The following is a 12,510-nucleotide window of genomic DNA, read 5'->3' on the forward strand; positions in this document are numbered from 1 at the left end:
CTATTCCATCGGGTTGCGAAAATGGGTATAAGAGCCTTTCCCGTTAATCATACTAAATGTCGAAGACACATCATCGACTAGGAAAGGCGTGACCTTAAGTGAGTTATCGTCTCGTAACTTTAACCGTGTGCGTCGTATTCGGCTTGCTTGGGCTCTATACGATACAGCACACTCACCAGAGCCGGGAAACGTTCAGCAGCGCCATTCTCAAGGAAGGAGCTTCCGGCAAAGATATTTACGAGCTCCAAGGAAGGCTGAAAGCGCTGGGCTATTTCAATGGCAAGGTCGACGGAGATTTCGGCCCAAGCACGAAAAACGCGGTCACATGGTTCCAATGGAAGTTCGGAATGAAGTCGGACGGAATCGTCGGGGCGAAAACGAAGCTGAAGTTATGGGAAGCGACGAAAAATTGGAAGCCTACCGCCGAAGATTTGCCGCAGACGGGCAACAATAACGGCAATGCCGCAAATAACGGCGGTGGAGGAGGAGGCACGTCGAACGATACCAATCTCCCGGCTTCCAACAATATGGGGTTCACGGCCCAGGATCTGAAGATCATGGCCAACGCGGTATACGGAGAATCGCGAGGCGAGCCCTATGAAGGACAGGTGGCGGTCGCCGCGGTTATCCTTAACCGGGTCAAGTCGGCGGAATTCCCCAACAGCGTGTCGGGAGTCATCTATCAGCCTGGCGCATTCACCGCCGTCGCCGACGGGCAAATTAATCTCGAGCCGAACGACAAAGCCAAGAAAGCGGTCAAGGACGCCATGAGCGGTTGGGATCCGAGCGACGGCTGCTTGTACTACTTTAATCCGGAGACCGCTACTTCCAAATGGATATGGACGCGTCCCCAATACAAAACGATCGGCAAGCATATTTTCTGCAGATAATTCGCAAGATTCGCCGTTGTCCGAGCAACCAACCGATGCGCCGCGGCGCTTCCGGTTGGTTGTCTCTATTTTCGGCCAAGCCTGGATTTCCAACATTTGCTTCCTGTTCGTCCGATCGGTTAGAATGGGGCTGAAATGTTACGATGGACGCTAGCGAAGCGATCAAAGCTAAAGGGGCTTGAGAGAATGTCCGAACAATTCCAAAGGGGCACTTGGGGGCGTATGCGCCTTCACGTATTGCCGACGAAAAGATTTAAAACGTTCGCCGTTTCCTTGTTCGCGGGCGTTCCTTTAACCGAAGAACGGTTGACGTCCGTCGCGCTAACGCCGTTCGTGTTACGCAGAGGGACGAAATCGTATCCCGAGACGATCCAGTTCCGCGAACGGCTCGACGAGCTGTACGGGGCGGGTTTCGGATTCGATCTGTATAAGAGGGGCGATCATCAGATCGTTCAATTCCGACTGGATATCATTAACGACCGGTTCGTGTCCGTTACGGAATCGTTGCTTGGCGAAGCCTTGTCCTTCCTCGGAGAGGTGCTGACGGCGCCAGCGCTGGAAAACGGGAAGTTCCGCAACAAATACGCGGAGGCGGAAAAAACGACGGTAAGCAAGCGGATCGACGCGATGATCAACGACAAAATCCGTTACGCCGCCGAACGTTGCGTCGAGGAAATGTGCAAGGATGAGCCCTATCGCCTTCCGGCGCTCGGCCGTAAAGAGCAGCTCGCCGATCTGAACGCGGAATCGCTGCATGCCGCTTATCGGCAATGGCTCCAAGAAGCTTCCTTCGATCTTTATGTATCCGGGGATACGACCTTGGATGAAGTGCAAGATTTCGTTGCCCGATCGTTCGCGCTGCCCGAAGGTTCTCCGTCGACGTATTCCCCGCCGCAGCTGCGCGCGGCCAGAAGCGAAGTGCAGACGATCGTCGAGAAGCTGGACGTCGGCCAAGGCAAGCTCAATATGGGTTTGCGGGTCGGTTCGACTTACGGAAGCGATCAATACGCGGCTTTGCTCGTCTATAACGGATTGCTCGGAGGTTTCCCGCATTCCAAGCTGTTCGTGAACGTCAGGGAAAAAGCGAGTCTGGCCTATTACGCTTCTTCCCGGCTCGATGGCCATAAAGGCATCATGACGTTGCAATCCGGCGTCGAAATCGTCAATTACGAGCGTGCGGTGAAAATCATTCGCGAGCAGCTCGATGCGATGAAGGCCGGCGACTTCGCGATTGAGGATTTGAAACGCACGCAAGCGATGATCGTCAATCAATTGCGCGAATTGCAGGATTCCGCCTTCGAGAGGATCGGATTCGACTTCAGCAACGTGCTCTCCGGAGTGGAGCGCACCGGAGACAGCTTTATCGCCGAGATTCAGGCCGTGACCCCGGAGATGGTAACCGCGGTCGCGCAAAGCGTCGAGCTGGATACCATTTACTTCCTGCGCGACCGGAAAGGGGAGGCTTAAGCATGGCTGAAACATCGTATCCGAAGCTCCAAGAGACGATCTGGCACGAGAAGCTGGATAATGGACTAGAGGTGTTCGTGTTGCCGAAGCCGGGGTTCACGAAGACGTACGCGACGTTCACGACGCGTTACGGGTCCGTGGATAACCACTTCATTCCGCCCGGAGGGCAGCCGATCAAAGTGCCGGACGGCATCGCGCATTTTCTCGAGCACAAGATGTTCGAGGAGCCGGAAGGGGATATTTTCTCCACATTCGCATCTCAAGGCGCATCCGCCAATGCCTATACGAGCTTTGATCGGACCGTATATTTGTTCACGGCGACTCACGAAGTGGCGGCGAACCTCGATACGTTGCTGCATTTCGTCCAGAATCCTTACTTTACCGACGAGAACGTGGAGAAGGAGAAGGGGATCATCGTCCAGGAAATCGACATGTACAAGGACAATCCGGATTGGCGGGTGTACTTCGGCTTGATCGAAGCGATGTACAGCAAGCATCCGGTGCATATCGATATTGCCGGGACTGCGGAATCCGTTCGTTCCATTACGAAGGAAATGCTCTACGATTGTTATCATACGTTCTACCATCCGACGAACATGACGTTATTCGTCGTCGGAGGAGTCGATCCTAAGGAAACGCTGGAGCAAGTGAAGCGGGACCAAGCGGGCAAAACGTTCCCTCCGGGGGGCGAGATCAAGCGGCTGTTTGAACCTGAACCGGACGAGGTAACAACCGAGAAGAAGGAACTACAGCTACCCGTGTCGTTGCCGAAATGCTTGTTCGGGTTTAAGGAGGAGCAGACGGAAGGCGGAGATGCAGTTCGCCGCGAGCTGGCCAGCAAGCTCATGCTCGAGGCTTTGCTCGGTTCCAGTTCCGCGCTCTATCAGCAGCTATACGACGACAATCTGATTTCGGACGGCTTCGGTCACGAGTACAATACGGGACCCGGTTACTCCTTCTCGATGATCGGCGGGGAGACGAGGGATCCGGATGAATTGGTATCGCGCGTAAGCGACGCACTGTATGCGGCCGCTCGCGACGGGATCGCTCCCGAAATCTTCGAGAGGACGCGGAGGAAGAGAATCGGATCGTTCCTGCGCATGATGAATAGTCCCGAGTCGATCGCGAGCGAATTTACGCGGTATCGCCATCTGGGCGGAGACTTGTTCACGTTGGTCGAAGTGTACGAGAGCCTTACGCTGGAGGAAGTCAACGCGCGCCTTAAGGAACATGCGAACCCCGACCGCCGCGCTATCTCTATCGTGCGGAGCGGGAACGCTTGAAACGCGTCGCGCTCGTGACGGGCGCTTCCCGCGGCATCGGCGCGGCCGTCGCGCGCCAGCTTGCCGCGGATGGCGCCGACGTCGCCATCCAATACTTCGCGGCGGCCGAGGCGGCCGAAGCCGTCGCAAGCGAATGCCGCGGCCACGGCGTGCAAGCGGTCGTCCTGCGAGCGGATCTCCGCGCGACGGCTTCTGCGGCTACCTTAAAGCAACGATTGGACGAGCTCGGCTGGGCGCCGAATATCGTCGTCCATTGCGCGGGAATCGCCCACTACGGATTGATCGACGATACGGAAGAGTCGATCTGGGATAACGTCATGAACGTAAATCTCAAAGGCGCTTTCGAGCTCGTCCGTGCTTTCTCTCCCGCCATGCGATGGCAAAGATGGGGAAGGATCGTGCTCCTGTCCAGCATCTGGGGATCGGTCGGCGCTTCCGGCGAGGCGGCGTATGCCGCTTCGAAGGGAGGGCTTAACGCGTTCGCCAAGTCCGCGGCCAAGGAGTTGGCATCGTCGGGTTTGACCGTTAACGCGGTCAGCCCGGGAGCGGTGGACACCGACATGCTGGCCGCGCTGAATGCGGAGGACCGCGAGACGTTATGCCGGGAAATTCCGCTCGGAAGATTAGGACAAGTCGCCGAGATTGCACAGCTTGTGCGCTATCTAGCGTCGGACTCGGCGGGATACGTGACCGGTCAAACGATCGGGATCAACGGCGGCTGGCACATGTAAGGGTTAATGGGCATCATGAACTACGTAATTTCGCGTTTTCGCATACGTTCGGTCGATTGCGGACATATTAGCGTTGAGGTTAAACCTAATCCTGTCAGGAGGCTGTTCTATGTCCGTACTCAGCAATTTCGATACTTGGAAAAAGTTTTTAGGCGACCGCGTAGAGGCGGCCAAAAATCTCGGCATCGATGAAGATGCCATTTCGAAACTCGCATATGAAATCGGCGAGTTTCTTGACACGAAGGTCGATCCGAAGAATAACGAAGAGCGCGTGCTTAAGGAATTATGGGACGTAGGGGACGAATCCGACCGCAAAACGATGGCTCGTCTCATGGTCAAGCTGGCGGGACATAATAGCTAATTAGCCCATGCTAAGGGAAAGCCTCCATTCGGAGGCTTTCTGTCCATCGTCGATGAATCGTATAGGACTTTTGGAGTAATAATTAGTTTTATTTTGCAGGATAATGGTGAGCGTTGTAGAATAAACAAAGGTAGAGTAGAAAAGTGGGCTAATCCGTCAAAAGCAGCGCAATGATCCGTATTATTTTTCGTTATTAGAATGAGGTGCAAGATGGAACCCAAACAATGGTACATGGAATATAAGATCCACAAAAATCGCCCCGGATTGCTTGGCGATATCGCTTCATTGCTTGGGATGCTCGAAGTGAATATTCTCACGATCAACGGAGTGGAAGATAGAACGCGCGGGATGTTATTGCAAACCGACGACGAAGAAAAAATCGAGTTATTGGGCAAAATGCTTCGCAAAGTCGAAAATATTACCGTGAACACGTTACGCCCGCCTCGGTTGACCGACATTTTGGCGGTTCGTCACGGTCGATATATCGAACGCGATTCCGATGATCGGAAGACGTTCCGTTTTACGCGCGACGAGTTGGGTTTACTGGTCGATTTCCTCGGAGAGTTGTTCAAAAGGGAAGGGAACCAAACGATCGGATTAAGAGGAATGCCAAGGGTCGGGAAGACGGAATCGATCATCGCAGGAAGCGTATGCTCGAACAAGCGATGGGCATTCGTATCGTCGACTTTACTTCGCCAAACCGTCCGCAGCCAGCTATCCGACGAAGAAATGAATCCGAATAACGTCTTCATCATCGACGGAATCGTCAGCACAATTCGGTCCAACGAAAAACACTATGCGCTGCTTCAAGAACTCATGGCCATGCCTTCGACGAAAGTCATCGAGCACCCCGATATTTTCGTGCGGGAATCGCAATTCGATTACGATTTATTCGATTGCATCATTGAATTGCGGAATACGCCGGACGAAGAAATCTCGTACGAGAACTTCACGACAGCCGGATTAAGCGACGAATTCTAATGCTTGTACCCTACATACCGCCAACACCATGAAACCGGGAGGTGAAAGGCATGTCCGATTTGGGCGCCTTGCTGCGCAAAGCGAGAGAGCAGCGCGGCTATACGCTGGAAGATATTCAAGAGTACACGAAAATACGCAAAAGATATTTGGAAGCGATCGAGACGGGAGAATACAAGGTGCTCCCGGGTTCTTTCTACGTTCGCGCGTTCGTGAAAACTTATGCGGAAACGGTCGGTCTGGATGCGGAAGAAGTACTGCGGCTGTATCAGAAGGAACTTCCGCAACCGCCTTCGACGGAAAGCGTCAAGGTGGAACCACGAATGAAGCCTTCAAGGAGAAGCGTGCAGCACAACGATCGGTGGGGCAAATTCGCCGTTTCCTTGCTAATGTGGGCTTTTCCCATTCTAATCGCTGCCGTAATTTATATTTACTTATCCAATAATAAGGATGCGGGAACGAAGGAGCTTAACCCGAACCCGCCGATCACTTCGGATACGACCACGCCTTCTCCGACGTCCAGCATCGTCCCGAGCGGAACGCCGATCGAGACCGCGACTCCGCCTCCGCCCGTGAGCACGGCTACCTTGACGCTCAAGGAAACGAAGAACAGCATCAATTATTACGACGTTTCCGTCGGCGCCGGCCATCAATTGATCGTCAATGTGACAGGCGACTGCTGGATCGAAGTTCGGGAAAACAACAAAAAAGGCAAAGTACTGTACACGAAATCCATCAAAGAACCGATCAAGCTTAACTTTGAACTGACGGCGCCGATCTACGTGAACGTCGGCCGCACGGATCATGTGGAAATTTCCGTGGAAGATGCGATCGTCGACGACGGCAATAAGCCGGGATCGAGCAAATACATTTTCACGCCTCCGTCCGGCACGACCGATACCGCACAGTAACAGATGAGCTCTACCCTTAGTCCTCCTACGGAGGGCTTTTGTTTTATTCCGGGGGGGCTCTCATGCTATAATATAGAGATAAATGGGTAATAGATGAAGGGAAGAGGATCGTATGGCATCGGAATACTCGTTCGACGTCGTCTCGAAAGTGGACTTGCAAGAAGTGAATAACGCGGTGACACAAGCGCTGAAGGAAATCGAAACGCGCTTCGACTTCAAGGGAAGCAAAAGCAACATCACGCTGGAGGACGATCAACTCGTCGTGCATTCGGACAGCGACTACAAGCTGAAGAGCGTCGTGGATATTCTCCAATCGAAGCTGATCAAACGCGGCGTACCGATCTTGAACATGGAATACGGCAAGATCGAGGCCGCTTCCGGCGGAACCGTCCGCCAGAACATTAAGATGAAGCAGGGAATCGACCAAGAGAACGCGAAGAAGATGAATATCTTGATTCGCGATTCCAAGCTGAAAGTAAAAAGCATGATCCAAGGCGATCAACTTCGCATTACGGGCAAGAGCAAAGACGATCTTCAAGCCGTTATGGCCTTGTTAAGGGGCGCCGGGTTGCCTCTGGAGCTTCAATTTAGCAACTACCGGTAAGACGCCTTCCTTTTTGACACGTATAGGGGGTTCGTTTATACTGTTGTGGATAACAACGGACGAACGTTTGGAGGAAGTCATCCATGATAGAGAGAGTCAGCGTCGTCACACTTGGCTGCGAGAAAAATTTGGTCGATTCCGAGATTATGTCGGGACTTATTAATCAGCGAGGATTTACCCTCGTCGACAAACCGGAAGACGCGACTGTCGTTATCGTTAATACGTGCGGGTTCATAGATGCCGCCAAGGAAGAGTCGGTCAATACGATTCTGAATCTGGCGGAGCTTAAGGATACGGCCCGATTGAAGGCATTAATCGTCTCGGGTTGCCTTACCCAGCGTTACAAAAAAGAATTAATGGAAGAAATGCCCGAGATCGACGGAATCGTCGGAACGGGAGACTTCCATAAGATTAACGAAATTATCGACGAGGCGCTTCGCGGACGCAAGCCGGTCTACGTAGGGAACCCCGTCTTTAACTATGAAGAAACGCTTCCACGCCTGCTGTCCACGCCGCGCCACACGGCCTACGTCAAAATCGCGGAAGGCTGCGACAACGCTTGTACCTTCTGCAGTATTCCGATTATGCGCGGCAAGTTCCGTAGCCGTTCGATCGAATCGATCGTCGCGGAAGCGAAAATGCTTGCCGATCAAGGCGTAAAGGAAATCAGCTTGATCGCCCAAGACTCTACGAACTACGGGACGGACTTGTACGAAGGTTTTAAGCTACCCGATCTATTGAACCGGGTTAGCGAAGTGCCGGGCATCGAGTGGGTTCGCTTGCATTATGCGTATCCTGGCTTCTTCACGGACGAATTGATCGAGACGATCGCCACGAATCCTAAAGTGTGCGATTATATCGACATGCCCTTGCAGCATAGCGAGGATTCGATCTTGAAGAGAATGCGCAGACCCGGTCGCCAACGCGACGTCAGAGAATTGGTTGGCAAAATCCGCGCCCGCATTCCGGACGTGGCCTTGCGCACTTCGATGATCGTCGGGTTCCCGGGAGAAACCGAGGAGGACTTCGAGCGGTTGTGCGATTTCGTCCGCGAGATGAAATTCGACCGCTTGGGCGTGTTCGCTTACTCGCAAGAGGAAGATACGCCGGCTAACCGGTTGCCGGATCAGTTGACCGACGAAGTGAAGCAATACCGTGCCAACACGCTGATGGAAATTCAGCGCGAAGTCGCGGGCGGCAATGCCTCGAAGTATGTAGGCCGTACGATTGATGTCCTGGTGGAGCGCTATGACGGTCGCAGCGATGTCTATATCGGCCGCAGTCAATACGATGCTCCCGAAGTGGACGGAGAAGTGTTCATCTCGAACTGCCCGGTGCAAATCGGCGAGATTAGCAAGGTTAGAATTACCCATGCGTATGAGTATGATTTGTCAGGGGAGGGAATCGCGTGAACCTCGCCAATCGGATCACGCTTGCCAGAATTTTTCTAGTACCGATCGTAACGATTTTTCTGTTGGTTAAACTAAACATCGAACCACTCACGATCGGAAGCTATTCGATTTCCTATAATCAAGTTTTCGCTTTGCTGTTGTTCATTATCGCGGCAAGCACCGACGGGCTCGACGGTTATATCGCCCGTAAGCGCAAGATCGTGACGAATCTCGGCAAGTTGCTTGATCCGCTCGCGGACAAGTTGCTGATGGCTGCGGTTCTGATCGCGCTCGTGCAGATGGAGAAGCTGGGCGCGTGGGTTGCCATCATTATTATAAGCCGAGAATGGGCGGTTACCGGGCTTAGGCAGGTCGCCTTGCTGGAAGGCGCGGTTTTGGCCGCGAGTAAATGGGGCAAATGGAAGACGGCGGTTCAGATTACGATGATCATCGTGCTGTTGCTCAACAACTTCCCCTTTAACTTTATCGATCTGCGCATTGATTGGGTCGTCATTTGGGCCTCTGTGCTTATCACGGTTTATTCCGGCATCGACTATTTCGTGAAGAACAAAAACTTGATTCCGGTTTCGGACTAATTCTGTTTCGGGGACGTTGACGAAGTCGAGCAGCGTCGAGCGGTAAGCTTTGAGTTACATATATCGAGGTGCGAGGTGCGTTACATAGCATGAGAGCAGAGATTATCGCTGTCGGCACGGAGCTCCTCCTCGGTCAAATCGTAAACACGAACGCCCAGTATCTGTCGAGAGGTTTGGCAGAGCTGGGCATTGATGTTTATTACCAGACCGTGGTGGGCGACAACAAGGAACGGTTGATGCACGCGATCGGAATCGCTCGCGGCAGGGCGGACCTGCTTGTTTTTACGGGCGGTCTGGGACCGACGCTGGACGATCTGACGCGCGATGCCCTCGCCGAGTATTTGGGGCGCGGGATCGAGTTGCATGAGCCTTCCATGGACAAAATCATGAAGATGTTCGCCGGTCGCGGCGGTGCTTTCATCGAGAGCAACCGCCGCCAGGCGCTGCTGATCGAAGGGGCGACTCCGCTACGTAATGATACGGGGCTTGCGGTCGGTAATGCGTTGAGCGCGGACGGCACCCATTACTTATTGTTGCCGGGGCCGCCGCGCGAGATGAAGCCGATGTTCGATAACGACGGCTCGGCGTGGCTTAAGGAACGGCTCGGACAATCGTTCGCCTTGCATTCGGTCATGCTCAAGTTCGCCGGCATCGGAGAATCGGGCTTGGAGGATCTGTTGATCGATTTGATCCGTGAGCAGCAGGACCCTACCATCGCACCTTACGCGAAGGAAGGGGAGGTCGCGATCCGCGTATCCACGAAAGCGACGGACGCGGAGGAAGCCGCCCGGAAGCTCGAAGGGACGTTAAACGCGATTCGCGGCAGAACTTCGGCGTATTTGTACGCGGAGGAGGATCTGACCCTCGAGGCGACGGTCGTGCGCGAGCTCACGAGGCGGCAATTGACGCTGACGCTGGCGGAAAGCTGCACGGGCGGTTTGGTGTCCGAGCTGATCACGACGATTCCGGGGAGCGCTGTCGTCTATCTCGGAGGCATCGTAACTTATAGCAACGCGATGAAAATGCGGCAGCTCGGCGTGCCCGAAGCGTTGCTGGAAGGCTTGGACGCGCCGGGAGCGATCAGCGCGGAGACCGCCGTCGCGATGGCGGAGGGCATGCGCGCCGTCGCCGATTCGGACTTCGCGCTGTCGATTACCGGCAACGCCGGTCCGGCTGCCGCGGAGGAGAAGCCCGTCGGCCTCGTTTACGTCGGCTTGGCCGAGCGGGGGCGGGAGACGCGCGTGGAGAAGCTGCAGCTATCCGGCGATAGGGAAGGCATCCGCCTTCGCGCCGCGAAACGGGCGCTCTACATGCTCTGGCAATCGCTTATGGGGCAGGGTTAAGGTAGGCTTCGACGTTTGGGTAAATAGGGTAGCGTTAGGCATTAGTCATGTGCGCGTTGCTTCGCTTTTGTCGATATCCCTTTGGCTCAGGAAGCGATTCACCTAATCTAATATACTCGTTTCGAGCACTCTATTTTCCCGTAGCTGCTCGATTCGTCGAAGTAAGGTTCTGTCAGACCACTAACTGTCTCGGAGCAGCTCGATTCGGCGAATTAAGGATCTGCCGGATCACTAACTAACTCGTAGCTGCTCGATTTGTCTAAGTAAGCTTCTGTCAGACCACTAATTGTCTCGAAGTAACTTGATTCGGCGAATTAAGGTTCTGTCAGACCACTAACTGTCTCGAAGCTGCTCGATTCGTCGAATTAAGGTTCTGTCAGACCACTAACTGCCTCGGAGTGGCTCGATTCGGCGAATTAAGGATCTGCCAGACCACTAACTGTCCTGTAGCTGCTCGATTCGGCGAAGTAAGGTTCTGTCAGACCACTAACTAACTCGGGAGGCAGGCTTGTAGCGAATTGCGCGGTTTATCCGAGTTAAGTGGGCAGACGAGGCAGGCTTAAGGCGAATGGTGCTATTTAATGGTTGATCGGATGCGTTACCTATCAGAAATAAGTCTCATTCCTCAATAATGTGACATAAAATTGTCGATACTTGTCAATTTTATGGAGTTATGATAAGGTTGTCATGAAAGTTGCGGAAGAACCGTAGCGAAGATTACTTTGCTGCGGTTCTTTTTTCATAAAAAAATCGAACAAATGTTCTCAAAAAGCTTGGCAAACTCATAGAAACACGGTATGATAAAACTATCAAAGAAAAGGATGTGGGTGTGTTGTCGGATCGTCGCGCCGCATTAGACATGGCCTTGCGCCAGATTGAGAAGCAATTCGGTAAAGGCTCCGTTATGAAACTCGGAGAGAACGCTAAGATGCAAGTAGAGACGGTTTCCAGCGGAGTATTGGCACTAGACATAGCGCTTGGCATAGGCGGATATCCGCGCGGGCGGATCATAGAAGTATACGGACCGGAATCCTCCGGTAAAACAACGGTTTCCCTTCATGCAATCGCCGAGGTGCAACGCGTTGGCGGCACGGCCGCATTTATCGATGCGGAGCATGCGCTTGACCCGGCGTACGCAAGAAGCCTTGGCGTAAATATCGACGAGCTATTGCTCTCCCAACCGGATACGGGCGAACAGGCGCTTGAAATCGCCGAAGCGCTCGTACGCAGCGGCGCCGTCGATATTATCGTCGTCGACTCCGTAGCGGCGTTAGTGCCTAAAGCGGAAATCGAAGGCGACATGGGGGACTCCTTCGTCGGTTTGCAAGCCCGGTTGATGTCCCAAGCGATGCGCAAGCTTTCCGGCGCGCTCAGCAAGTCGAAATGTCTTGCTATCTTCATTAACCAACTGCGCGAGAAAATCGGCGTTATGTTCGGTAACCCGGAGACGACTCCAGGCGGCCGCGCGCTGAAGTTCTATGCGAGCGTTCGTCTTGACGTGCGTCGCGTAGAAGCGATCAAGCAAGGCAACGACGTTGTCGGTAACCGCACGAAAATCAAAGTCGTGAAGAACAAAGTAGCGCCTCCGTTTAAGCAAGCGGACGTCGATATCATGTACGGCGAGGGAATCTCCAAAGTCGGCAGCATCATCGATATCGGAGCGGAGCAGGATATTATCCAGAAGAGCGGCGCATGGTTCTCTTATAATAGCGAACGACTGGGCCAAGGCCGCGAGAATGCGAAGCAGTACTTGAAGGATAACCCTGAAGTGTCCGATAGAATCGAGAAACAAATCCGTGAAGCTCTGCTCACCTCTTCGCTTGGAGCGGCCGGTACGCCTTCTTTCGCGGACAACGACGATGAAGAAGATACGGAGTTCGGCGAAGAAATTTAAGCTGGAATTCAAATAGATCCAACACGAAAGGCGGCATATGATGCCGCTCTTTGTGTTTTGG

General features: G+C 53.6%; 12 protein-coding genes. All 12 read left to right on the plus strand.

What is annotated here, in order from left to right:
* The first annotated feature begins 98 nt into the window (after positions 1-98).
* A complete protein-coding gene (gene sleB, locus D7Z26_RS10065) occupies positions 99-890 on the plus strand; it encodes a spore cortex-lytic enzyme (RefSeq protein WP_120976342.1) in 792 nt (263 codons plus the stop codon).
* A gap of 186 nt (positions 891-1,076) precedes the next feature.
* Positions 1,077-2,357 carry an EF-P 5-aminopentanol modification-associated protein YfmF gene (yfmF, locus tag D7Z26_RS10070; RefSeq protein ID WP_120976344.1) on the plus strand — a complete coding sequence of 427 codons (1,281 nt, stop codon included), beginning with the start codon at positions 1,077-1,079 and terminating at the stop codon, positions 2,355-2,357.
* 2 nt (positions 2,358-2,359) lie between these two features.
* Positions 2,360-3,640 (plus strand): EF-P 5-aminopentanol modification-associated protein YfmH, encoded by a 1,281-nt coding sequence (yfmH, locus tag D7Z26_RS10075; protein ID WP_120976346.1) that lies wholly within the window; start codon positions 2,360-2,362, stop codon positions 3,638-3,640.
* The gene (ymfI, locus tag D7Z26_RS10080) at positions 3,637-4,371 is read left to right on the plus strand and encodes an elongation factor P 5-aminopentanone reductase (RefSeq protein WP_120976348.1); all 735 of its coding nucleotides are present in this window, start codon (positions 3,637-3,639) and stop codon (positions 4,369-4,371) included. The genes yfmH and ymfI overlap by 4 nt, the downstream gene beginning before the upstream one ends.
* Before the next feature lie 109 nt (positions 4,372-4,480).
* Positions 4,481-4,732, plus strand: coding sequence for a DUF3243 domain-containing protein (locus D7Z26_RS10085; RefSeq protein ID WP_120976350.1), 252 nt, complete (start codon positions 4,481-4,483; stop codon positions 4,730-4,732).
* 210 nt (positions 4,733-4,942) lie between these two features.
* A complete protein-coding gene (locus D7Z26_RS10090; RefSeq protein WP_120976352.1) occupies positions 4,943-5,713 on the plus strand; it encodes a DUF3388 domain-containing protein in 771 nt (256 codons plus the stop codon).
* A 50-nt stretch (positions 5,714-5,763) separates the two neighbouring features.
* The gene (locus tag D7Z26_RS10095; protein ID WP_120976354.1) at positions 5,764-6,621 is read left to right on the plus strand and encodes a RodZ domain-containing protein; all 858 of its coding nucleotides are present in this window, start codon (positions 5,764-5,766) and stop codon (positions 6,619-6,621) included.
* Between the two features lie 112 nt (positions 6,622-6,733).
* Positions 6,734-7,225 carry a YajQ family cyclic di-GMP-binding protein gene (locus D7Z26_RS10100; protein WP_120976356.1) on the plus strand — a complete coding sequence of 164 codons (492 nt, stop codon included), beginning with the start codon at positions 6,734-6,736 and terminating at the stop codon, positions 7,223-7,225.
* A gap of 83 nt (positions 7,226-7,308) precedes the next feature.
* A complete protein-coding gene (gene rimO / locus D7Z26_RS10105) occupies positions 7,309-8,637 on the plus strand; it encodes a 30S ribosomal protein S12 methylthiotransferase RimO (RefSeq protein ID WP_120976358.1) in 1,329 nt (442 codons plus the stop codon).
* Positions 8,634-9,212: a CDP-diacylglycerol--glycerol-3-phosphate 3-phosphatidyltransferase gene (gene pgsA / locus D7Z26_RS10110; protein ID WP_120976360.1), complete on the plus strand. Its 579-nt coding sequence runs from the start codon at positions 8,634-8,636 to the stop codon at positions 9,210-9,212. The genes rimO and pgsA overlap by 4 nt, the downstream gene beginning before the upstream one ends.
* 89 nt (positions 9,213-9,301) lie before the next feature.
* Entirely contained in the window at positions 9,302-10,555 is a 1,254-nt protein-coding gene (locus D7Z26_RS10115; protein ID WP_120976362.1) for a competence/damage-inducible protein A, read from the plus strand.
* A gap of 832 nt (positions 10,556-11,387) precedes the next feature.
* A complete protein-coding gene (gene recA, locus D7Z26_RS10120) occupies positions 11,388-12,449 on the plus strand; it encodes a recombinase RecA (protein ID WP_120976364.1) in 1,062 nt (353 codons plus the stop codon).
* Positions 12,450-12,510 lie beyond the last annotated feature (61 nt).

It is taken from the genome of Cohnella endophytica (assembly GCF_003628305.1).
Taxonomy (GTDB): domain Bacteria; phylum Bacillota; class Bacilli; order Paenibacillales; family Paenibacillaceae; genus Cohnella; species Cohnella endophytica.

Excerpts from the sequence above, each read along its gene's own strand:
- yfmF (WP_120976344.1), top strand. The coding sequence starts at position 1,077 with ATGTCCGAACAATTCCAAAGGGGCACTTGGGGGCGTATGCGCCTTCAC.
- yfmH (WP_120976346.1), top strand. The coding sequence starts at position 2,360 with ATGGCTGAAACATCGTATCCGAAGCTCCAAGAGACGATCTGGCACGAG.
- D7Z26_RS10085 (WP_120976350.1), top strand. The coding sequence starts at position 4,481 with ATGTCCGTACTCAGCAATTTCGATACTTGGAAAAAGTTTTTAGGCGAC.
- D7Z26_RS10090 (WP_120976352.1), top strand. The coding sequence starts at position 4,943 with ATGGAACCCAAACAATGGTACATGGAATATAAGATCCACAAAAATCGC.
- D7Z26_RS10095 (WP_120976354.1), top strand. The coding sequence starts at position 5,764 with ATGTCCGATTTGGGCGCCTTGCTGCGCAAAGCGAGAGAGCAGCGCGGC.
- D7Z26_RS10100 (WP_120976356.1), top strand. The coding sequence starts at position 6,734 with ATGGCATCGGAATACTCGTTCGACGTCGTCTCGAAAGTGGACTTGCAA.
- rimO (WP_120976358.1), top strand. The coding sequence starts at position 7,309 with ATGATAGAGAGAGTCAGCGTCGTCACACTTGGCTGCGAGAAAAATTTG.
- D7Z26_RS10115 (WP_120976362.1), top strand. The coding sequence starts at position 9,302 with ATGAGAGCAGAGATTATCGCTGTCGGCACGGAGCTCCTCCTCGGTCAA.